Here is a 22817-nt window from a genome sequence, read left to right as displayed (position 1 = left end):
GAAATCCGCTCCTTACAACTTGCCGACGAGGTCGAGGCTCGGGCGAAGTGTCGCAGAACCTTCTTCCCATTTCGCCGGGCAAACTTCGCCTGGGTTGTTGCGGACGTATTGTGCCGCTTTGACTTTGTTGACGAGTGTGCTCGCGTCACGGCCGATGCCGCCTGCGTTGATTTCAACTGTTTGGATGACGCCGTCTGGGTCGATGATGAACGTACCGCGGTCAGCAAGACCATCTTCTTCGTTCAAGACGTCGAAGTTACGTGAGATTGTGTGTGATGGGTCACCAATCATGATGTACTCGATTTTGCCGATTTTCTCTGATGTTTCGTGCCATGCTTTGTGCGTGAAGTGTGTGTCAGTCGATACTGAGTAGACTTCGACGCCGAGGTTTTTAAGTGTCGCGTATTCGTTTTGAAGGTCTTCAAGTTCAGTCGGGCAGACGAATGTGAAGTCAGCTGGGTAGAAGCAAACGACGCTCCATTGACCTTTGAAGTCGTTGTCCGATACTTCGAGGAATTCACCTGTTTGGAATGCTTGTGCTTTGAAAGGTAAAATTTCTTTGCCGATTAATGACATGGGATATGTCCTCCTTGGTTTTTTACTCTAGTGGACTTTCGTCTCTACTAGAATAATTATAATGTAATACTAACTTCATATAACCCGCCAAAAATGTCAAGGCGTTTGCATGTCTGGGAAAATGTTGATATATCAACGTTAAATGGTTAAAACGCTTGATGAAAGGAAAGAAAACGATTACAAAATAAATGTACTTTTGTTTTCAATAACCTATGTGAAAAAAATAAAAGCTTACTCATATACTCCTATTTGATAAAGAAACGAATACGAGATTCTCGTCATAAATCGTTACATTATCATTTACCAATAAAAAAACCTCAATCTGACGGCAGATTAAGGTTGCTGAATCTTATGGATGATATCTTGATTAAATTCTACTCGATCTATGCCTTTATGGAGGCGAGCGTGACAGTTCGGACAAACTGCTACAACTTGGTCAGGTTGCGACAAGCCATCATCGGATTCTTTGTAGAGCGAGTGGAGCTCGAGATAAGGTCCGTTTTCCGTTTCAAACGGAGCTGGTTTCTCACAAGCTTCGCAACAGTTATTGGTACGAGCCAGCACATAATAATGAAGCGCTGCTGTTTGTTCGCGAACTTGTAACTTTCGAGCGGACATGCTTAAACCAGTTGCTCGTTTTGGGTCGCGAGATGCAATTTCCTCTAACTCTTCAATTGATTTATAGCGCATCGTCGATGAGAACTGATGGGCTTCTTCCTGAATTACATGCAGTGGTTCAAACGCAAAGACGATCACTTCTCGTTGATTGTGATACTTATCAATTCCAAATTGAATATCAAAACCAATTAAAATGAGTTGATCGACAAAGCGGTAAGTCCCTCGTCCAAGCGATTCGAATAAATAAACGTCTTCGCCATTTTCTACATGGTTGAGTAGAGCTTTATTTCCGAAAGAAAACGATTGATTCCCTTCCTGTCCTTCTCCGCTGTAATAGTAGAGACCGTCATCTTCATTCCAGCCATTTTTATAGCCAAACTCTTCGTCCATTCCACTATCGAATATAAAGATGAGTTTATGTTTGTTTGGGGTACTAATCCCTCGTTGTCGACTTCCACCGTAACGATCGTGAAGTTCAGAGCGTTTATACAACTTATTTTTTTCGAACAGCATATGACACCTCATTCCCAAGAATTTCTTCTACGTTAAATTGTATCACGTCTCCATACGAATAAATGAAAAAGACAGAGGTCGCCCTCTGCCTTTCAATTATTCTGCCATCAACGCGCACACCGCGTTCGAATAGGCGACCGGGTCTTCAATCGGTAGCCCTTCGATGAGGAGTGCCTGCTGATAGAGCAAATCGGTATACTGTTTCGCTTTCGCTTCATCTTCCTTATAGATGCGCTGTAACGTCCGGAAGATGGCGTGATCGGCGTTCACTTCAAGCACTTTTTCAGCTTTCATGCCGCCGCCATTCGGCATCGTGTTCAAAATCTTCTCCATCTCGATTGAGACGTCACCGGCGACCGTCAAGCAGACCGGATGTGACTTGAGACGTGTCGATGCGCGCACTTCTTTGACGCGGTCGCCCAGTTCTTGTTTCATGAAGGCGAACAAGTCCTTGTTGTCCTCATTGAGCGAATGGGCCGCCTCGTCATCAAGCCCGAGGTCACCGCTCGCGATCGACTTAAACTCTTTGTCGTCATACGACTGGAGCATTTTGATGGCGAACTCGTCGATTTCTTCAGTGAAGTAGAGAATCTCGAACCCTTCTTCTTTCAAGCGTTCCGCCTGAGGGAGAAGGTCGATGCGGTGAATCGATTCACCCGTCGCGTAATAGATGTACTTTTGATCGTCTTTCATGCGCTCGACGTACTCTTTGAGCGTGACGAGCTTCTTCTCGTTCGACGAGTGGAACAAGAGCAAGTCTTTCAACTCGTCCTTGGCGGCACCGAACTGATCGTAGACGCCGAACTTGAGCTGACGGCCGAACGAATCGAAGAATTTCTCGTAGTCTTCGCGCTCGTTTTGGAGCATCTTCTCGAGCATGCCTTTGATTTTCGACTTCACGTTTTTGGCGATGACGCGAAGTTGGCGGTCCTGCTGCAGCATCTCCCGGGAAATGTTGAGCGAAAGATCTTCCGAGTCGACCATCCCTTTGACGAAACCGAAATAGTCCGGGAGCAGGTCAGGCGACTTCTCCATGATCAAGACACCGTTCGAGTACAGCTCGAGCCCTTTCTCGAACTCTTTCGTGTAATAGTCGAACGGGACCGTCGATGGGATGTAGAGAATCGACTGATACCGAATCGAGCCGTCGACATTCAAGTGAAGGTGCTTGAGCGGCTCGTCAAATCCGTAACGCTTCTCGTGATAGAACGCCTTGTAGTCCTCGTCCGACAGCTCGCTCTTCCGTTTGCGCCAAATCGGCACCATGCTGTTGACCGTATCTTCTTCGATATAGTCCTCGTACTCTTCTGAATCGTCTTTTTGACGGTGCTTCGTCACATCGAGCTTAATCGGATAGCGGATGAAGTCCGAATGCTTCTTGATGAGTGAACGAATCTCGTACTCTTCGAGGAATGATGAGTATGTCTCGTCGTCCGTGTCGGTTTTCACGTGCAACGTGATCTCAGTCCCGATGTCGGTCTTATCCGTCGGCTCGATCGTGTAACCGTCTGTGCCTTCCGACTCCCACAAGTAGCCTTGTTCACTGTCGACCGAGCGGGTGCGGACCGTCACACGGTCTGCCACCATGAACGCCGAGTAGAAGCCGACACCGAATTGGCCGATGAGGCTGTGATCTTCTTCCATCTTCGTCGCCTGCTTCATCGCGAGCGAGCCGCTCTTGGCGATAATCCCGAGGTTCGATTCGAGTTCGTCGGCCGTCATCCCGATTCCGGTGTCACGGATGGTGATTGTGCGGGCGTCTTTGTCGAGCTCGACTTTAATGAAGTAGTCGTCCTTGTTGAAGTCGATTGCCTCATCTGACAAGGCCCGGTAATACATCTTGTCGATGGCGTCACTCGCGTTCGAGATGAGCTCACGGAGGAAGATGTCCTTATGCGTATAGATTGAGTGGACCATCAACTCTAAAATTCGTTTCGATTCGGCTTGAAACTGTTTCTTTGTCATGATCGTTCTCCTTTTTAATTGTTCGTTTTTGGCACTCTGATGATAAGAGTGCTAACACTATTGATTATCCTAATTTTTAGGAAGATGTCAACCCGATTCAAACAAAACGTTGACGAGGGGCTCAGATTCACCTATAGTTGAGTACATGCGATGAGCTGGTCTATGTAAGACGGCGGACATTCCTTCGGGAGCACGTTGTGGAGCGTGGTTCGACGCGGTAGACTTTTCGAGAGCACCTCTAGTGAGAGGTGCTCATTTTTTTGTATATGGGGGATTATGATGCAACTACATACCATCCATCACGTGGCGATTATCGCCTCAAATTATGACGAGGCGAAACGGTTCTACATCGATATCCTCGGTTTCGACGTCATCCGCGAGCATCATCGTCCGGACAAAGGCGATCACAAGATCGACCTGCGGCTCGGCGCGTACGAGCTCGAGCTGTTCATCAAACCGGACAGTCCGAAACGGCCGAGCTTTCCGGAGGCGTGTGGACTCCGTCATCTCGCCTTTAAAGTCGACGACATCGAGTCGGTCGTCGCTGAACTGAATGCGCACGGTGTCACGACGGAACCGATTCGGTTTGACACGTTCACGGGCGAGAAGATGACGTTCTTCTTTGACCCGGACGGTCTGCCGCTCGAACTGCACGAATAAAGCCCCTTCACACGAAGGGGCTTTCGTTATGGGCGCACGTAAGACAAGAGCATCTCTCGCAACACCCGCTGTTGGATGAGGGGCTCGATGTCGTCCTCTAAATAACTGATGTGAGACTTCAAAATGATATTGTTGCCGAACGTCCCGAACGCGTTGATGATGGTGACGACGGTTGCTTTCACGTCGAGATCGCTCCGAAGCGAACCGTCCGTCTTCCCGTCCGCGATGAGCGGTTCGAGCGTCTCCATGATTTCGCGCTGCAATTCGATATAGTCGTCAATCCCGGGAAGGGGACTTGCGACGGACGAAGCATAACTCTCGAACGCCTCACGGAAACGAGAATGACTCGTCCGCTTCACTTGTTGGTCGAGCAGATAGTCGAGAATCGCCTCGAGCCGCGAGTAGGCACTTCCAGGCCGGCTCGTCAGTTGTTTGAACGCATCGAGCGTCGGTGCCAAATTGCGCACGGCCGCAGCAACGATCAATTGGTCTTTTTTCGGAAAGTAACGGAACAGTGTCGCGACCCCGAGCTCGGACGCGTCAGCGATGTCCTGCATTTGCACCCGTTCAAATCCATCTTGTAAAAAGAGCACCTCGGCTTGCTCGATGATACGATTCATTCGCTCTTCTTTATTTTGTTGTCGTTTACTCATGAAATCACCTCTTTGTATCTCGTTATTATACCGTGTCGAGGCAGTTTCGTTGAGAATCGAATGTGCATCGACTACTATAATGATAGTTAGACTATCATATTTAAAGAAATGGAGCTGGGATTATGCGGTTAATGGGGAAAGTAGCGGTCATTACAGGGGCAGGCAGTGGCATGGGTGAGGAGACGGCCAAGCTGTTCGCACGAGAAGGGGCGACTGTCGTCGCGACGGACATCAATCTTGAAGCGGTGACGCACGTCGTGGAGACAATTCGGTCGAATGGTGGCGAGGCGATTGCGCTTCAACACGACGTCACGTCACGCAACGATTGGGAAAACATTTATAACGAAGTCCAGTCCGTGTGCGGCAAGCTCGATGTGCTCGTCAACAATGCGGGCATCGCGCTCGCAAAACCGTTCTTGGATCAGACGGAGGAAGACTGGGCGCGCACGTATCGGATCAATATCGATGGCGTCATGCTCGGGACACAGTATGCAATCCCGCTCATGGAGCAAAACGGCGGTGGGTCGATCGTCAACATCTCGTCCATCTCGGCGCTCACAGGCATGGCCGGTGCCGGTGCCTATACGGCCTCGAAAGGAGCCGTTCGGTCGCTCACGAAAGCGGCGGCCGTCGATTACGGGAAACACAACATTCGCGTCAACTCGGTCCATCCGGGCTATATCGTGACACCGATGAGTGCGCCGCACATGGAACACCCGGATTATAAACAACATTTCTTGAATCAAATCGCTTTGCCGAATCTCGGTCGGGCTGAAGAAGTGGCGACGGCCGTCCTCTTCCTCGCGTCGGATGAGGCAAATCACATCACGGGAATCGAACTTCCGGTCGATGGGGGCGTCACAGCAAAATAAGCAACACAACTCGTTCAGGTCAGGGGAAAAATTCCTCTGACCTGTTTTTTAAATTATTTTTCGAAAAAACCATATTAGAGATAGACAAATCAAGAGTTTCCTAAAATAGCGTCTCTCGATTCATATCGAAGATGCGAAAGGCCGCGCCAGCCAGATGAAACAAGTCATCGTCAAATAAGTGCGCAAACAACAAGGAGTTCGCCGCGGCGAACTCCTTGTTTTGTCTTCTACTCGAGGATGCCGAGGAGCTCCATGATCAAGAGGATGAACAGTCCGGAGCCGAGGACGGCCGCGAAGAAGACGAGCACAGCAAATTCTTTTCGTTTCAAGATGGCCCACCAGCCGGTCACGAACGCTCCGAGTCCGAGGACGGAGAACGTGGTCATATAGCTGAGCCGGAGCATGTTCGCGGCGTTGTCGCTCCAAAGCGTCGAGTGGAAGGTCGTATCGAAGTTATCGAGCAAGAGGAAAGGCACGTACATGGCCAGGAACAAGCCGATGAGGATGATGGACCACTTGCCGACCGAGGTGCGAGGGAACAAGGCGCCATTCATGACGATTCACCTCTTTTCGTTGCGAAATCATCTGTATAGGTCTATTCCCGTTTTGACCAAAAGTTGACGGGTTTCGTGGAAACGACATGATATAATCGAAATGAGAGAATGGGGGACGAGGGTGGAACAGTTCAAACTGAGACGGATTTGGGAAGACGTGTTGGAAATGGAAGTCGAATTGACGCTGAAAGGGAAATGGTGCGCGGTCACGGTGGACGAATATGTCACAGGTGCCGACATCGAATCACTCGTCTCCACGTTACGGGCGTTCAATGCACGAAACGGGAAGTCACCTGAGACTTGGGCGCTCGATGTCCCGCTCGTTCACGTCTCGTTAAGGTTCGAACTGGCGAATGCGCGAGGGACCGTTCGGGTCAATATTGAGATGGAACAAATGAAAGGCGATGGTGGAGACATGAAGGCGACGTTCTCGTTCGAGACGACGATGGGGCAGATGGATGAGTTGCAGCGACAACTGTCGGCATTCTTGGCGTGCGAAACCGATTGGGTCGAATCGCTTCGCCCAGAATAAGTGGCCAAGTCAAAACGAGAAAGCGGGTGTAGAAAGTGAAAACTCAATTTGAGATGGAACGGATTTGGATGGATGAGACCGAGCAGTTTTACCAGATTAGGCTTCAGCTCCATGCATCCGTCTGTTCGAGCAATTAAGATGTATATATGCAGGACGAGACACTGCAAGAACTGATTGACTCGATTGCTGGATTCAACAACACCTGGGGCAAGGAACCCGTGATTTGGCAGTTGTTGGACCCGGATGCGGATGACCATAAAATCAGCCTCACGTTCACGCTGATTGATCGGACAGGCATGATTCAAGTCGACGTCTTCATCCATGACGAGAGGCAACACGATCCGTTCGACCACTTCCATGCGACCTTCAAGTTCGAGACGACGATGGGGCAGCTCGATGACTTATGCGCTCAACTCAAACGCTTCATCCGACGAGAGACCGCCCATGTCGCATCGCTCTATGAACGATAACAAGCCCAGACAAAAGCGTCTGGGCTTGTTTTAATACCATTCTTTCGGTTCGTAATTCAATTCGCGGAACAACTGCTCACGCTCTTTTTTCGACAGGTCGCGCCATTGTCCGGGCGGGAGCTTGCCGAGCGTGATGTTCATGACACGTACGCGCTGAAGGCGGTACACTTCGTAACCGAGCGCTTCACACATGCGACGGATTTGGCGGTTGAGCCCTTGTGTCAGCGTGATGTTGAAATCGAACTTCGACAGTTGGTGGACTTTACACGGCAACGTCTTCTGGCCGAGGATTCTGACGCCGGCTTCCATCTGTTCGACGAACTCCGGAGTGATTGGCTTATCGACTGAGACGATGTATTCTTTCTCGTGCTCACCCTCGGCGCGAAGAATCTCGTTGACGATATCACCGTCGTTCGTCATCAAGATGAGCCCTTCCGAGTCTTTATCGAGACGGCCGATATTGAAGATGCGGAGCGGGTGGTTGACGAGATCGACCAAGTTGCCTTTGACTTTCTTCTCGGTCGTGCTCGTGATGCCAACCGGTTTATGAACGGCGATATAAACGTTGTTTCGTGCGACACGGGCGGCCGAACCGTTGACGAGCACTTCGTCCCCTGGGTTCACTTGGTCGCCGATTTTCGCTTTCTTCCCGTTGATGGTAACCCGTCCTTCTTCGACGAGACGGTCGGCTTGGCGGCGGGACGCCTTGCCGGATTCACTGATGAATTTATTGATACGCATAGATCCACGTCCTTTTTTTGGCTTCGTCCTCTCACTATAACGTATTTTACATGTGCCTGAAAGCGGGAAACGAACGAGTAGAGAGGATGTGGCACGATGGATCAAGCACGATTGCTATTGCAAGACGCGATTCGATTTCAACAAGCGCTCATGACGTCGTCGTTTCAGGCGGAATTGATTGAGGGGGCCTCTCCGGTCCTATGGTATGGGCGCCCGACGGAGCGACAGTGGCTCACCGTCGGGACGAATCCGTCGCGCGGCGAATTTTTTGAACGGGACGGAACCGTTCGTAGAGGAGAGTCACAAAAGTTCTATTGGCGTGACGAATCACTCGATGTCTACTTGCAAGATGACAACGCGCTTGACGCGACACTTCACTACGCCGCGGCTTACTTCGAGGCCGGACGGGCGACGACGAGCTGGTTCGGCAAACCGGGAGGGGCGAAACTCGAGGCCCTGCTCGAAGGTATGGGTCGCTCGTTCTACGACGGGTCCGCGCTCCATGTCGACTTTTTCAAATATGCGACGTCGCGTCAGATGGGCCAATTGCGAACAGGACGCCAATGGATGGAGCACCCGACATCGCTCGATTTGCTCGAACGGACGATTCGTTATGTGAACCCGTCCCGTTTGATCGTCCTTGGGCGTGATAACTGTGCGGCATTTAATGGGTTCACGCACAGTGAACGGCTGGACGCGTATCCGAGTGCCCGGTTCGAGCTCGGTTATCATGCGACGCTCCATGTCCCGATGGTCGGACTGCATGTCAAACCGTCCGAAGTGTTCGTCGGTCTCGGGAACGGTCGAGACGCGTTTGGGCTCCACCATGGCTCGTATGCGAAACGGGAGCATCTGATGCAAATCGGGTCGGCCATCGAAGCGAGCGCTCGTCGTTATTTCTCCTGAACGTCCTGTGGCGGATACACGCGCGTGATGCTGCCCCAAAAGTTGAACTCGTTGAAATCGATATAGCGGATGTCGCGGGAGCGGTTATCGAGCACCTCGAGCAAGATGACGTCGGGAAAGCCGGGTTTGTGGAAGATGATATAGCCGATCCCAGTGACAGAGTGATTTTTATAAAACCCGTTCGCCATATTCAGGATGAAAGGGCGGTCGGACTCGAGTTCGCGCTCGAACGTCGACCATTTCCATAAATAACGTGAGCTGCTGTGCCCTTTGTAGCCGTAATGGGCCCATAGTTTCGTAACAATCGTACTGATTCGAGTCGGCGGTGTGCCTTTCTCATCTTTGAACTGATGAGCGAGCGCAATCTCACGTGCGTCTCGTTGAATCTCGATTACGTCCTCCGGGATGCGCTCATAGCCAAGGTCATGGTAATAGCGGAAAATAGACGTCATCGAGGTGAGTGTACAATTGTTCTTGCCCCCGTTGAACGCTTTTTGAAGCAACACTGGAACCCCGTTGATGCGCTTCTCGCTCTTGACCGTCCAATGGCCGTGATAGCGGTCGTTCACGTAGGCCTTGGGGTCGATGATTCCAGCGTAACCTTTCTTTGCCACTTCGAGCTGGCCGGCATAATTTTCGTCCATGACGCACCTCCCTTTTTCTTTATTATACAAACAACGCCCGTCCTCTGGAATGAGAGAACGGGCGTGTTGTCGTTAAAAGATGAGATGGGCAATCCCGACGATAATCGGTAACGTGATGATCGTCCGTAACAAGAAGATGAGAACGAGATCGAAGAACGAGATTGGCAATTTCGAGCCGAGCAACAGTCCGCCGACCTCAGACATGAAGATGAGCTGGGTGACGGACACACAGGCGATGACGAATCGCGTCAACTCGCTCTCGATGCCGCTGCCGAGCACGGCCGGCAAGAACATATCGGCGAACCCGACGACCATCGTCTGGGCCGCGGCCTCTGCTTCTGGCACTTGCAACAACATGAGAATCGGTTCGAACGGCTTGCCGAGAATCGTGAACAATGATGTATGTTCAGCGATGACGAGCGCGATCGTTCCGACGGCCATGACGACCGGCAAAATGCCGAGCCACATGTCGAGCACGTTTTGGAACCCGTCCTTGAACGTGGCGCCGGCCCCTTTACTCGATTTTGATTTGAGCAATGCTTGACGCAGTGCCCAGACGCGCATTGGGACATTCGCCGGCACCGGTTCTTCCGGTTTCAACTCCGTCTTTTCATACGCCGTGTCGGGCTTACGGGACAACGGATAGATGCGCGGCATGATGAGCGCGGCGACGATACCGGATAGGATGATCGTGCCATAATAATGCGGGAAGTAGGCGTCGAGCTCCATGTACGACAAGATGACGATTGTGAACGTGATCGACACGACGGAGAAAGTCGTGGCGATAATCGAGGCTTCTCGTTTCGTGTAATAGCCTTCTTCGTACTGTCTCGTCGTCAATAAAATTCCGATTGTGGCGTCCCCGACCCAAGACGCGAGCGCGTCAAGCGAGGCCCGACCCGGGAGGCGGAACAGCGGGCGCATCACTTTGATGAGCATCGTTCCGACGAACTCGAGCAGCCCGAAGTTCAACAGGAGCGGTAATAACATCCCGGCGAACAAGAACGTCGCGAACAAAATCGGGATTAAATCATATAACAACAATCCGCCCGTGAACTCGGACGTGATTGCCTCAGGACCGATGACGAGTAATGTCATGACGCCGGCGATGAAACCGATGACCCGCATCACAAACCAGAACGGTGTGACGTTGAACAACATGTTCAAATGAGGGCGCTCTAAGATGAACACCGGTTTGACCGCATACGCGATGAGTGAGCCGACGACCGAGATACCCATCATGATGACGGCAATCGTCGGTACGAAGTCGCCAATCAAATCAATCAGCCAGTTCGATAAAAAGGCGACCGGAATGGTGAACCCGTCACCAGACGGGATTGGGACGATGAAGAATAGAATCCCGATTAACGATGGAATGATGAATTTCATGTAATCTGCTGATGTGAATCTGGGCCCGTCATGACCGGACCGGTTTGGTGTGTGATTCATTCAATTAACCCCTTTTCCCCGAAAGTGTAGTGTGCGCTTCACTGGCACGTCCCCATCGTGCGTTACGTGAATTGCTATGAAGGAATAGCTTCTTCCCGTTCATTATAGAGAAGTGAACAGCGAGCCGGCAACAATTCGTTGTAATCTTCTGAAATATAGAAAGCGTTCTCAAGAGCGAACTATTCGTATTCTCCGGCTCACTTTAGTATGATGACGGCGAGTCTTACAAAATCGAGATATTCACCATATATACTTTAGGAACGGAGCGATACAGATGAGATTAAGTGTATTGGATCAAGCGCCGGTGACATCCGGACATACGTCAGAACATGCGTTACAAAGTGCGGTCGAACTGGCCCAATTGGCAGAAGAGCTCGGCTATTACCGGATGTGGATGGCCGAACATCACGGTGGCATGTCGTTTGCCAGCTCGGCACCGGAAGTCGTCGCGGCTTATATTGCGGCCAAAACAGAACGAATTCGTCTTGGTTCAGGTGGAATCATGATGATGCACTATTCCCCGCTCAAAATGGCCGAAGTGTTCAAGACGCTCAGCGCGCTCGCACCGGGACGTATCGACTTCGGGGTCGGCCGGGCACCGGGTGGGGACGCGAACGCCATCTACGCGATGTCGCAGGGTCAAAAACCGATGATGGACGGCCTGTATGAAAAGCTCGGGACGACACTCCAACTCATCAACGATGAGGCGCCGGAAGAACGATGGTATAAGAATACGCCGGCAGCGCCGACGGGTGTGTCACTTCCTGAGGCATGGCTCCTCGGATCGAGCGGGAACAGCGCCATCCAAGCAGGCCGGATGGGGCTCGGCTATTCCTTCGCTCAATTCTTCAATGGGGAGCTGAGTGTCGCGGCGCTCGACGCGTATCGTCAGCATTTCACCCCGTCCGCTTTCATGGAGAAGCCGGACATCAGCGTCACATATCTCGTCACGACGGCTGAGACGGAAGAAGAGGCCGAGTATTTGGCACGTCCGTCGGATTTATCACGCCTGTTCTTGATGAAAGGGCAGCTCCGCCAATTGATGAGCCCGGAGGCGGCACACGACTATCCGCTCACCGAGATCGACAAGATTCAAATCGCCAACAACCGGAAAATCCATCTCGTCGGGACACCGAAGCAGATTGCGACGCAACTGCAGGAAGAATCGGCCCATTATGGATTTGATGAGGCGATGATCTGCAGCATCCAGCATACACAAGAGAACCGCTTGAACGTCTATCGGTTGCTCGCCAAAGAACTTCTATGACAAAAACGCACCTATTCCTAACGGAAAGGTGCGTTTGTCAGTTAGAGGAACAGTTGCATGAGCACGAACAAAGCGACAAGCCCGCCGAGCGAGACGGTAAAGAAGACGGCGACCGAACGTTCGTGATTGCGTAAGATGGTATACATCCCGACTACGAACGCACCGAGTGCGGCGGCGATGGCCAACATCGAGACAACGGCCGCCCACGTATTGTCGAATAACGTGTCGAAGTTGAACGGTTGAGCGGATTGGACGATGAGAGCAGACACGAATAAGAGCACGAACACCGCAAGCAACAAGAGAACCGACCATTTTCCTGGCTGTGTCTGTGGATAGACGTTTCGACTGAGCATGATGGTTCACCTCACTTTTGTGACGTTTATTTATCTATACCCGATTATTGCCCGCTCGTTAAAAACGTCTTCCCCTTTTTTTAAACGGTTTCGTGAACAAGACCGGCTAAAACCACTAAACTAGAAGAAACGGAGATTGCCTGGAGGTACAGTATGCAGCAGATGAAGATTGACCCGCACTATTTGTTTGACGTATTCGTTCAATTATACCGGATGGTGTTTTTGATGGAAGTGACACCTGAGGGATATCGTTACGCACGCGTCAGTGAACAGGGGAAACTGGCGTCCTCGCTCCCGGACGATGTGAGTGGCTTGTATTTACATGATATGTATGCGGTCGATGTCGCCAACGAGTTAATCGTGCATTATGACGAAGTCGTCGCGACGCATGCACCGGTCTATTTCATGTCGCAGATGAACATCGAGGCCAATACGGCCCGCTTCGCATCATCGGTCCTCATGCCGCTCGAAGATGAGGCGGGTAACGTGCGTTATGTGTTAGGGCTGACGACCGATTTATCGGAAGAGGCAGAGATGAAGCTATTGAGCAGCATCGAGAACATCGATTATTTGACCGGGATGCCGAACTTGATGAAAGTGAAGCTCGAGCTCGAGAAGCTGTTCACGCAACGAGAAGGAGCGGAAGTGACGAGCGTCATGCGGTTGCACATCAACCGGTTTAAAATCATCTTGTCCTTGCAAGGCGTGGAACAATCTCATCGCCTGATTAAAGAGGTGACGCGGCACTTATCGGACCTGTTGCCGAAAGGATCGATTATCGGACGCGTAGACGGTGAAGATTTTATCGCTGTGCTGCCCTACACCTCAATCGAGACGGCGACGATACATGGGGAACTATTGCTTGCGGCCATCGCAGCGTACACCTACCAAGTGGCCGAGACCGAGTTCGCTTTATCCGGTTGTCTCGGAATCAGCGCGGGGAGCGAGGACGCCGACCGGGTCATCATGAATGCGTCAACGGCGCTCCTCGAAGCGAGACAAGCGGGCAAGCAAATCATCAAAGTGTACGAAAAGGACGATTACGTCCAACATTATATCGATGAGATGACGATTGAGATGGAACTCATCAAGGGACTGAAAGCAGATGAACTGAGCGTCGTCTATCAACCGAAAGTTGGCTGTCAGGACGGGATGGTTCATTTTGAGGCGCTCGTGCGGTGGCACAGTGCGACGCTCGGTAACGTTTCACCGGAAACGTTCATTAAGATTGCCGAAACGTCACTCTTGATTGAAGACATTACCGGGTTCGTTTTCGACCGAGTCTGTCGTGACATGATGGAGCAACCGGATCTGTTTGCAGGGCGACGTGTCGCGGTCAACGTATCCCCGGTGTTGTTTCGACAAGACTATATCAAACAGTTATTACAGGTGCTCGCGACATACGGGTTGAGACCAGAACAGTTCGAGTTTGAGATCACGGAACATACGCTCATGCAAGAACCGCTCCTTGGTATTCAGACGGTCGACTATTTGAAAACGAAAGGCTTTCGCGTGTTGATTGACGACTTCGGCGTCAGCTACTCTTCCCTCAATTACTTGAAGATGTTTGAGATTGACGGCATTAAAATCGACCGCTCATTCATCAGTCAATTGGATAAAGACAACGGCCTGAAAGAGTATGAAATCGTCAAATTGATTGTCTCACTCGCTAAAAAATTGAATTTAGAGGTCACGGCCGAGGGGGTCGAGACGGAAGCGCAGTACCGGGTGATGGAACAGCTCGGTTGTGATGAGATTCAGGGGTATTTCTTCAGTCGTCCACTCCCACTAAATGATCTCCAACAGGCGCTCGATGCGCTCGTCTATCAACATGCGGCGCTGCGGCAACTCGAGTTGGCCACGACTTCTCCATCGACGGTACTTGATGAACAAGAAGCCGAGCGTTTGAAGACGATTCTGCGCCTTGAGATTTTAAACACTCCGCGAGAGGAGCGCTATGATCGGATTACGCGACTTGTCGCGCGCACGCTGAACATGCCGGTCGCGCTCATCTCGATTTTGACGACAGACCAACAATGGTTCAAGTCCTGCGCGGGTCCCTTGCTTGAGAGCCCACACGTGGACCGGGAATGGACGCTGTGTGATCGGGTCGTGACTGGCCAATCGTCGGTTGTCATCGAGGATGTGCAGACGTCTGAGGCCGGGACAAACAATCCGTTGCTTGAAAACCTCGGTTTTTATGCCGGTGTTCCGCTCACGACGCGAAGCGGACATGTCATCGGCACGCTTTGTGTGACGGACGAACGAGCTCGCACGTTTGACGAGGCAGCGTTGCAGTCGCTTGAAGATTTCGCGCGTTGGGTCATGGCTGAAATCGAATTGACGGAACAGACACGGGCCCAGGCCCAACGTCAACAGACGCTCGAGTCGCTGTATGAGGTGACGGCGCTTCATGAACCGTTCGGCAATAAACTAAAACGGATTCAGACGGTGCTCCGCGGCTGGATCGGCTATTCCCATGCCGTCGTCTTCTCGACGGAGTCGAAACATCGCGTCTTATCCGAGGACGGGGAAGGCAGGCTCGACTGGACGAGTGATGCCCTGCAACAACTTCATGCTTTGACGACAATCGGGCACCAAAAATTAGGTCGTGCCGAACTTGTGATCGATGGAATCGAGTTTAGCTCGATGATCAGTCTGCCGTTGTCCAATGATGGCAAGACGTTCGGTTGGGTCGTGTTCTTGGCCGAACAGGGTAGCTTGAACGACGTCGTCGACGCAGCGACGATCAACGAGATGACGGATACGATATTGCTCGTGACCCGGTGGATGGAGAACGAGATTCGGCGCGAACGTAAGCATCAGGAAGTCATCGAACTCATCACCCAAGACAGTTTGACGAAATTGGCGAACCGGCACTCGTTCATGACCGACATGAGACAAAAGATGAATCGGAAGCAGTCGGTCGTGCTGTTGTTCATCGATTTGGATGATTTTAAACAAGTAAACGATTCCTACGGTCATCTGATCGGGGACGAAGTGCTCATCGAGACGGCACGACGGATTCGCTCGTTCAGTCAAATGTATGACGGGAAGGCGTATCGCTTCGCAGGCGACGAGTTTTTAATCGTCATCGATACGGAGCGAGAAATAGTTGGAGCAGACCGATTTGAGGAGTTGAATCGTCTCATTTCCCAGGAAATGAACGTCGGAGATGGCTTGTCCTTGCGGTTGTCGGCCAGCATAGGCGTCGCTTGTTCGGAAGACCACGCTTCGCTCGATGCGATGATTCATCACTCGGATGCGGCGATGTACGTCGCTAAAAATTGCGGTGGGGATGGGTATTACGTGTACGACTCCCATCAAGAAAATTGATACGGAGGTATCATATGAGCAAATTATGGCTGATCGAAGGATTACCAGGGAGCGGGAAGACGACGTTCGCGGAAACACTCGCTACGACACCAGGCTATACGTTTTATTCGGAAATCGATGCGTCACATCCGGTCGATGTTCATGACGTCTATTGGGTCGAAGCAGACGGTATGACGGAAGGCGAGGTCATCGATCAAGACGGAAACGGTCGATTCATACGATATCGTCCGAACGAACGTCGTTCTGGAGTCGACGTCTATGAGCTGCCGTTCGATATACATGTTGAACTGATGATCGGCCGTTGGCGTCGTTTCGTGGAACGGGTCAAAGGAGAGGACGGTACGTACGTATTCGAATGTGCCTTCCTGCAAAACCCGTTCACAATCGGCATGGTGGCCCAAGACGTCCCGAACGAGCAGATTGAAGCCTATATCGAGACGGTGGCAGACTTACTGGCCCCGCTCGACCCGACTGTCGTCTATTTAGAGACAGTCGACGTTCCGACCGTGTTTCGCGATGTCTATGCGGAACGGCCTACAGAGTGGCAACGTGGTTTCGTCGAGTATTACACGACTCGCGCTTACGCTCAGGCAAACGGATTGGACGGGATTGAAGGGACGATTCAACTGTTGAAAGACCGGCAACGGCGTGAATTGAGCTTGTTAGAGCGTTTGCCGGTCCGGACGATTCGCCTCGTCAATGACGAACGGGGGGCGTTCGAAGCGCTCGACGCATTACGGAGTAGAGAGGAGGCCGATCATGCAGACACTTAAGCAGCATTCGGACCGGTTTTGGTATATGGAACCGGTCGCGAAGACCGACCGTCCCATCTTAGGGGCCGTCGTCGGCGACACACATACGCTCATGATTGATGCGGGGAACTCTGAGGCGCACACGATTTTATTTCTAGATGCCTTGACCGAACGGGGCATCAAACGACCGTCAATCGTCATGTTGACGCATTGGCATTGGGATCATATCTTTGGATTGTCGGCGCTGACCGACATTGTCTCCGTCGCGAGCACGGCGACAAAAGGCGGGATGGAACGATTGCTGCCCTATGCGTGGGACGATGCTTCCTTAGCCGAACGGGTCGAAGACGGAAGCGAGATCGCGTTTTGCGCGGAAGCGATCAAACTCGAATATGGAGAAGAGCGATCGATGCGCGTCGTCTTACCGACGCTGACGTTCGATGATACGCTCACCCTCGACCTCGGCGGGGTACACGTCATTCTGAAGCACGTTGGTGGAGATCACGCTGCCGATGCAGTCGTGGCTTATGTACCAGAGGAAAAGGTGTTGTTTTTAGGGGATGCCCTCTATGCGAACTTGTACGCGCCGACTTGGCGAATGACCCCGGCACGGACATTGCGTCTCTTAGACCTGCTCGATCAGTTCGAGGCCGAAGCGTACGTCTGGTCACACGGTCAAGTCGTGACCCGTGCAGAATATGAGAAAGACCGAGACGTTTTACGCCATTTAGCCCGAATCACCACGAATTTCCCAGGAAATAAAGAAGCGATAACCGCTCAATACGAACGTCTGACAGGTCGGACCGTCGACGAAGAAGTACAAGAGTTGATCTCGTTCTTCGTGAACGGTTCGAGCGAGGAAGCGTGATGAACATCAAACGAATTCATGATGAGGACGAAGCGTTTCAACAATTTTTGACGAGTCGATTGCGGATATTCAATGACGCTCATTCGGTACACCATCGCGAGATCCGCAACGCCGACGTCCCGGTCGTTCAGTTGAAAGTGGAACAGGACGGGGACGTAATCGCGGGGTTGTTCGGGAGCGTCTATTGGGGCTGGTTCGACTTGGACCGACTCTGGGTCGCGTCAGAACATGCGGGGACTGGCCTAGGGAGCCGTCTGCTCAAGGAAGGGGAACGGTTGGCCCGTGAACTCGGGGCGACGCGCGTCAAATTGACGACGTTCTCGTTTCAAGCGAAGACATTTTATGAGCGCTTCGGCTATGAAGTCGCCGGCGTGCTCTATGATTATCCGCCGGGATCGGACTACTATATGATGACGAAGCAACTGACAGCTGATTGAAAAAAGGCGACTCGTGTGAGTCGCCTCTTTTCAATATACTTTATCCCCGTTAAAGATTGAGTTTTTCACCATGACGTAATCGACGGTGCGCAATGCATCGAGATTGTCCCCACCCGAGTAAGAGATAGCCGACTGGAGGTCTTGCTCCATCTCGGTCAACGTGTCTTGGAGCGCCCCTTTATGCTCAACGAACACTTTCTTGCCTTCGACGTTTTTCCGTTCCCCTTTTTGGAATTCAGAAGCCGACCCGAAGTATTCTTTGAGCAACTTCCCGTCCTGTTCGAACGTCTCACCCGGAGACTCGTCGTGTCCAGCGAACAGCGAACCGATCATGACCATCGATGCCCCGAAGCGAATCGATTTGGCGATGTCGCCATGTGTCCGGATGCCCCCATCCGCGATAATCGGTTTTGTCGCCGCCTTGGCACACCAACGGAGCGCGGCGAGTTGCCACCCGCCGGTGCCGAAGCCCGTCTTGATTTTCGTGATACATACTTTCCCTGGCCCAATGCCGACCTTCGTCGCATCTGCCCCGGCATGTTCGAGTTCTCGGACTGCTTCTGGTGTCCCGACGTTACCGGCGATCACGAACGAGCTTGGAAGATGGTGTTTGATATGTTGAATCATCCGGATGACCGCATTCGAATGACCATGCGCAATATCAATCGTAATGAATTCCGGCGTATGTCCGGCTTCCGCAAGCATCTCGACGAAACGATATTCGTCCTCTTTCACACCGACGCTAATCGATGCATACAAGCCACGCCCATGCATGTCCTCGATGAACTGGAGTCGCGTCTCTGGGTTGAAGCGATGCATGATATAGAAATAGCCGTTCTCGGCAAGAGACCGAGCGACGTTCTCATCGATGATGGTCTGCATATTGGCTGGAACGACCGGCAGACGGAACGTGAAGCCGCCGAGCGTCACGCTCGCATCACATTCAGATCTGCTGTCGACGACACATTTTGCGGGAATTAATTGAATATCTTCATAATCAAATACTTTATCCATGTTGTCACACCCCTATTTACGAACAATTTGGTTCGTTGAATGATAAATACTTCGCCCATTCGGTAATGTAACGTAAATTAGAGCATATGTCAAAGGGATATGGCGATAAAAGGTAAAAATTCTTGATGATTGCTGGTTAATTATCTTTAATGTTCGTGTTTATGTGCTTTTTTCTATGTTTCACGTGAAAAAAGACCGCTTAGGAGCGGTCTTCAAACAAAGCGTATTGATTGCGGCCGTTAGCTTTCGCTTGATATAAGGCCAAGTCGGCTCGTTTGAGCAACAGTTTTGTCGACATTCCCGGTCGGTACGGAGCCACGCCGACGCTAGAGGTCGTGACGAACGAATGGCCTTCAATCTGCCATGGGCGCTGAAGGGCGGTCACGAGTTTTTCGGCCACGCGTTTTGGCGCGTCAGCTTCCGTGTAGCGGATGAGCACCGAGAATTCGTCACCGCCAAAGCGGGCGACCACATCTTGATTTCGCAATACGTCGGTCAAACGAGTAGAGAATTGGCGCAACAACTCGTCGCCAATGTCGTGGCCGAGCGTGTCGTTGATTTGTTTGAAACAATCGATATCGAGCGACAGGATGGCGAGTGACTCGTCTTCTTCCTCGAACCGGGCCAACGTCTCTTCCAAATAGGCGAGGAAATAGCGCCGATTCGGTAAGTCGGTCAACGTATCATGGTAAGCCAAATGCTTGAGCTGTTTTTCAAGCACTTTTCGCTTCATGATTTCACGCGGGACGGTCAAATAGTGAAGCAGTTGCCCCGTATCATCATAAATCGCTTGAATCTTCGTTTCGAGCCAAATCCAACGACCATCTTGATGCAGATGACGGAATTCGAGAGTGAGCGGCTCGCTCGTCGATGTCATCGTCCGGAGTTGTTGTCTCGCCGGTTCGACGTCATTCGGATGGATGAAGTCGAGCGTGTTCTTGCCCTCGTAGAACGACGGGGCATATCCGAGCACGGTTTGATGAGACGGCGAAGCGTAGCGGACTTGGCCGTCACGCTCGAGGATACAGACAAGGTCGCTCATATTCTCCGTGATCAGTCGATATTGCGTTTCGCTCTGGTGCAGGGCACGCTCCATCTCACGTTTCTCGGTCACGTCACGCAATAAGGTCATGACGGCGGTCGTTCCTTCGTAATCAATTAACAGGCTGCCGATGTCCATATGCAGTTTTCGACCGGCCGGCGTGACGAGCACGATTTCTGTATCTTGGACCGGATCGCCTTGGCGCAACGCCTGAAGGCTTGCCTTGGTCGTCTCATGATATTCCGTGGCGACGAACGTGAAAATCGATTCGCTCTCGATATACGTCTCGCCAATCGTTTCTAGCGCCAAGGCGTTGGCGTATAGAATCACGCCGTCTTTATGGACGACGATCCCTTCAGGAATCGTCTCAATCAATTGGCGATAACGGCGCTCGCTCTCCTGAGTCGCCCGTTCGGCATTCTTCTCCGGGGTGTGGTCGATAATGATGGCGAACAGTCCCGTGATATGTCCCCCGACTTCAATCGGAATATTCAAGATGGCCAAATCGAGCCAGTTGCCCGTCTTTTGCGGAGCGGTCATGCCGTATTTGTGCGGCGTGCCAGACAAGGCAGAGCGGAGACCCTCATCGACAAGGGGCCGTTCTGACTCGGGCAACCATGACAAAAAAGATTCCCCCAACAAATCGGCTTCCTCGTAACCGGTAATCTGTGTGACGGCAGGATTGACCGATTGGACGCGAAACGCATCGTCGAGGACGAAGATGCCGTGCGGTGAATAGCGTTGGAGCGATTCGTGCTGATCTTTCAAGATAGACAACTCGAGTTCACGACGTTTCCGTTCCGTCACTTCCCGGACGACCGAGATGACGTGCGTGCAGGCACCCGCCTCATCGAAGACCGGCGTCACCTCGGACTCGTAGTAATAAACGGGTAAGTGGATCTCGTGTGAGATGACTGCTGTCGTATAAGATGGTTCGGCCAGGCGATAGTCCTCGAAGACGAGACTCTTTCGTTCTCGTACCGCCTCGTCATAATGGCGTGTGACGAGAGCGGCCGTCTCAGGTGGAACCATGTCTTCGACACGTTTCCCGATATCGGCCTCTGTCCAGCCAATCGCCTGTCTTCCCGGTTCGTTTACAAATACGTAACGATAAGTTGAACCGTCCACTTCCATAAAGAAGACAAAATCAGAGATTTTGTCGAACGTACGGAGCAGGACGGAGGAATAGTGTTGGATGGTCTGGTCGGCGTGCATCATGTCCCTCATTTCAATCAAAAACTTTTCGGCGCGTCATTCTCATATTACCGTAAGTCGTAGCAAAATGTGTGAACATTCCAAAAAAGACAGGACGATGAGACGTCCTGTCAGGCAGCTTGCTTCATTTCGGCCCGCTCGCGGCGACCGTTCATCAAGTAATAGAGGAACACGGTAAAGAAGACGACATCAGCAAGTAACAGATACAGTGTCGAGAAACCGGTCAACGGAATGAGTAACCCGATCAAGTAAGGGCCGAATCCGAGACCTGCGTCGAGGGCGATAAAGAACGTCGACGTGGCCATACCCATCCGATGAGGGTCCGCCGCTTTGACGGCGATTGCCTGGGTACCGGACTGGATATTCCCGAAGCCAAGTCCAATCAATGCTCCGGCGAGTAACAGCATGACGGCATTGTTCGCCTGGCTCAAGACGAGCATTCCGACGGCGAAGAGGACGATGGCCGGATACATGACGATATTGGCGCCGCGTTCGTCCATCAGACGACCTGTGATCGGGCGCGAGATGAGGACGGCGATGGAGTAGACGAGGAAGAAGATACTCGCCGCTTCAACGAGGTCGAGCTCGCTCGCATAAAAATTAATATAGGACAGCACACTCGAATAGCTGAGGGCGGCGACGCCGATGATAAGCGCAATCGGTAACGCTTTCGGTTCGACGAATGCACCGAGCGAAAGACCCCGGACGACTTGTGGGTTGTCAGCTTCAGGCACCGTTACAAACAAGGCGCTCCCTAAGCTGATGAGACCGATGACGAAACAGGCAAGAAAGATGACCGAGAAGCTCATGTATTGGCTCATCATCAAGCCGACGAACGGTCCGATGGCAGTAGCGAGCGTTGAACTCATGCTATAGTAGCCGATTCCTTCGCCTTTTCGAGAGCCGGGAATGACTTGGGCGACAATCGTTCCGGTCGCCGTGCTCGATAGTCCCATTCCGAGACCGTGGGCAAAGCGCGTAAACAGTAAGAAGCCGATGCCAAAGTCGAGGAAATAGAGCAAAATCGTAGCCGTGAAGAACGTCAGGCCGATCAGGAGCGTCTTGCGACGTCCGATTGAGTCAATCAAGCGCCCGATAAAGAGTCTCCCGAAGAGGGTCCCGATAATGAAAATGCCGGTAACAAGGCCGGCCTCGCTCGTCGAAGCCCCATATGCTGAGACGGCGTGGACGCCAATCGTCACCATCAATAAGAAAAAGATGAGTGTTAAGAAGAAGTTGACGAGAGAGATGATGAGGAAATCTTTCGTCCATAGTTTTTGTGCGGTCAGTTGCATCTGCAGCCCGCCTCCTTATCCGTTTGATTCTAAATAGTTAATAAACATAACTAAAGGAGTATAACAAAACGAGAAGGGTTTGTCC

General features: G+C 51.7%; 22 protein-coding genes. 10 read left to right on the top strand and 12 right to left on the bottom strand.

Features of this window, described 5'->3' with window-relative positions; translation table 11 throughout:
- Window positions 1–12: 12 nt before the first annotated feature.
- The 3 genes from ahpC to htpG all read right to left on the bottom strand — a co-directional run bounded on the left by ahpC (window position 13) and on the right by htpG (window position 3672).
- On the bottom strand, window positions 13–576 hold the full coding sequence (gene ahpC / locus KNP72_RS09625) for an alkyl hydroperoxide reductase subunit C (protein ID WP_021067918.1): 564 nt from the start codon (window positions 574–576) through the stop codon (window positions 13–15).
- A 333-nt stretch (window positions 577–909) separates the two neighbouring features.
- Window positions 910–1707, bottom strand: coding sequence for an SRA domain-containing endonuclease (locus KNP72_RS09620; protein ID WP_214833051.1), 798 nt, complete (start codon window positions 1705–1707; stop codon window positions 910–912).
- A 96-nt stretch (window positions 1708–1803) separates the two neighbouring features.
- Window positions 1804–3672 carry a molecular chaperone HtpG gene (gene htpG, locus KNP72_RS09615; RefSeq protein ID WP_214833049.1) on the bottom strand — a complete coding sequence of 623 codons (1869 nt, stop codon included), beginning with the start codon at window positions 3670–3672 and terminating at the stop codon, window positions 1804–1806.
- Between the two features lie 279 nt (window positions 3673–3951).
- On the opposite strand from htpG, the gene gloA2 reads away from it, so the two are divergent.
- The gene (gene gloA2, locus KNP72_RS09610) at window positions 3952–4332 is read left to right on the top strand and encodes an SMU1112c/YaeR family gloxylase I-like metalloprotein (protein WP_214801787.1); all 381 of its coding nucleotides are present in this window, start codon (window positions 3952–3954) and stop codon (window positions 4330–4332) included.
- 26 nt (window positions 4333–4358) lie between these two features.
- On the opposite strand, the gene KNP72_RS09605 is transcribed toward gloA2, so the two are convergent.
- Entirely contained in the window at window positions 4359–4985 is a 627-nt protein-coding gene (locus KNP72_RS09605; RefSeq protein WP_214833047.1) for a TetR/AcrR family transcriptional regulator, read from the bottom strand.
- 122 nt (window positions 4986–5107) lie between these two features.
- On the opposite strand from KNP72_RS09605, the gene KNP72_RS09600 reads away from it, so the two are divergent.
- Window positions 5108–5857, top strand: coding sequence for an SDR family NAD(P)-dependent oxidoreductase (locus KNP72_RS09600; protein ID WP_214718718.1), 750 nt, complete (start codon window positions 5108–5110; stop codon window positions 5855–5857).
- Window positions 5858–6084: 227 nt separating this feature from the next.
- Here KNP72_RS09600 and KNP72_RS09595 read toward each other — a convergent pair whose 3' ends face one another.
- Window positions 6085–6411 (bottom strand): hypothetical protein, encoded by a 327-nt coding sequence (locus tag KNP72_RS09595; RefSeq protein WP_214833046.1) that lies wholly within the window; start codon window positions 6409–6411, stop codon window positions 6085–6087.
- 121 nt (window positions 6412–6532) lie between these two features.
- Here KNP72_RS09595 and KNP72_RS09590 point away from each other — a divergent pair, with 121 nt between their 5' ends.
- Complete coding sequence (locus KNP72_RS09590; protein ID WP_214833044.1) at window positions 6533–6943, top strand: hypothetical protein; 411 nt, start codon at window positions 6533–6535, stop codon at window positions 6941–6943.
- Between the two features lie 146 nt (window positions 6944–7089).
- A complete protein-coding gene (locus tag KNP72_RS09585; RefSeq protein WP_251128955.1) occupies window positions 7090–7413 on the top strand; it encodes a hypothetical protein in 324 nt (107 codons plus the stop codon).
- A gap of 30 nt (window positions 7414–7443) precedes the next feature.
- Here KNP72_RS09585 and rluF read toward each other — a convergent pair whose 3' ends face one another.
- Window positions 7444–8154: a 23S rRNA pseudouridine(2604) synthase RluF gene (gene rluF / locus KNP72_RS09580; RefSeq protein WP_214710769.1), complete on the bottom strand. Its 711-nt coding sequence runs from the start codon at window positions 8152–8154 to the stop codon at window positions 7444–7446.
- 96 nt (window positions 8155–8250) lie between these two features.
- Between rluF and KNP72_RS09575 the strand changes: the two genes are divergently transcribed.
- Complete coding sequence (locus KNP72_RS09575; RefSeq protein ID WP_214718712.1) at window positions 8251–9060, top strand: hypothetical protein; 810 nt, start codon at window positions 8251–8253, stop codon at window positions 9058–9060.
- On the opposite strand, the gene KNP72_RS09570 is transcribed toward KNP72_RS09575, so the two are convergent.
- Window positions 9048–9704 carry a C39 family peptidase gene (locus KNP72_RS09570; RefSeq protein WP_214833041.1) on the bottom strand — a complete coding sequence of 219 codons (657 nt, stop codon included), beginning with the start codon at window positions 9702–9704 and terminating at the stop codon, window positions 9048–9050. The genes KNP72_RS09575 and KNP72_RS09570 overlap by 13 nt on opposite strands.
- 72 nt (window positions 9705–9776) lie before the next feature.
- Window positions 9777–11153: a YjiH family protein gene (locus tag KNP72_RS09565; protein WP_214718708.1), complete on the bottom strand. Its 1377-nt coding sequence runs from the start codon at window positions 11151–11153 to the stop codon at window positions 9777–9779.
- Between the two features lie 274 nt (window positions 11154–11427).
- Here KNP72_RS09565 and KNP72_RS09560 point away from each other — a divergent pair, with 274 nt between their 5' ends.
- The gene (locus KNP72_RS09560; protein ID WP_214718706.1) at window positions 11428–12420 is read left to right on the top strand and encodes an LLM class flavin-dependent oxidoreductase; all 993 of its coding nucleotides are present in this window, start codon (window positions 11428–11430) and stop codon (window positions 12418–12420) included.
- Between the two features lie 41 nt (window positions 12421–12461).
- Here KNP72_RS09560 and KNP72_RS09555 read toward each other — a convergent pair whose 3' ends face one another.
- Window positions 12462–12773, bottom strand: a complete 312-nt coding sequence (locus KNP72_RS09555) for a hypothetical protein (protein ID WP_214718705.1) — start codon at window positions 12771–12773, stop codon at window positions 12462–12464.
- Window positions 12774–12926: 153 nt separating this feature from the next.
- Here KNP72_RS09555 and KNP72_RS09550 point away from each other — a divergent pair, with 153 nt between their 5' ends.
- From KNP72_RS09550 to KNP72_RS09535, 4 genes are read left to right on the top strand one after another with little or no spacing between them, the layout of a single operon-like run.
- Window positions 12927–16109: a bifunctional diguanylate cyclase/phosphodiesterase gene (locus KNP72_RS09550; RefSeq protein ID WP_214833039.1), complete on the top strand. Its 3183-nt coding sequence runs from the start codon at window positions 12927–12929 to the stop codon at window positions 16107–16109.
- A 14-nt stretch (window positions 16110–16123) separates the two neighbouring features.
- The gene (locus tag KNP72_RS09545; protein WP_214718703.1) at window positions 16124–16882 is read left to right on the top strand and encodes a P-loop NTPase family protein; all 759 of its coding nucleotides are present in this window, start codon (window positions 16124–16126) and stop codon (window positions 16880–16882) included.
- Window positions 16869–17729: an MBL fold metallo-hydrolase gene (locus KNP72_RS09540; protein ID WP_214833037.1), complete on the top strand. Its 861-nt coding sequence runs from the start codon at window positions 16869–16871 to the stop codon at window positions 17727–17729. The genes KNP72_RS09545 and KNP72_RS09540 overlap by 14 nt, the downstream gene beginning before the upstream one ends.
- Window positions 17729–18166, top strand: a complete 438-nt coding sequence (locus KNP72_RS09535) for a GNAT family N-acetyltransferase (RefSeq protein ID WP_214718696.1) — start codon at window positions 17729–17731, stop codon at window positions 18164–18166. The genes KNP72_RS09540 and KNP72_RS09535 overlap by 1 nt, the downstream gene beginning before the upstream one ends.
- Window positions 18167–18196: 30 nt before the next feature.
- On the opposite strand, the gene guaC is transcribed toward KNP72_RS09535, so the two are convergent.
- The 3 genes from guaC to KNP72_RS09520 form a co-directional block, all read right to left on the bottom strand.
- Window positions 18197–19180 carry a GMP reductase gene (gene guaC / locus KNP72_RS09530; protein ID WP_021067936.1) on the bottom strand — a complete coding sequence of 328 codons (984 nt, stop codon included), beginning with the start codon at window positions 19178–19180 and terminating at the stop codon, window positions 18197–18199.
- Window positions 19181–19379: 199 nt separating this feature from the next.
- Window positions 19380–21437 carry a PAS domain S-box protein gene (locus tag KNP72_RS09525; protein ID WP_214833035.1) on the bottom strand — a complete coding sequence of 686 codons (2058 nt, stop codon included), beginning with the start codon at window positions 21435–21437 and terminating at the stop codon, window positions 19380–19382.
- Between the two features lie 110 nt (window positions 21438–21547).
- On the bottom strand, window positions 21548–22732 hold the full coding sequence (locus KNP72_RS09520; RefSeq protein ID WP_214833033.1) for an MFS transporter: 1185 nt from the start codon (window positions 22730–22732) through the stop codon (window positions 21548–21550).
- Window positions 22733–22817 lie beyond the last annotated feature (85 nt).

The organism is Exiguobacterium sp. s152 (genome assembly GCF_018618335.1).
GTDB lineage: Bacteria > Bacillota > Bacilli > Exiguobacteriales > Exiguobacteriaceae > Exiguobacterium > Exiguobacterium chiriqhucha.
This window is presented reverse-complemented; position numbering and strand designations above follow the sequence as displayed.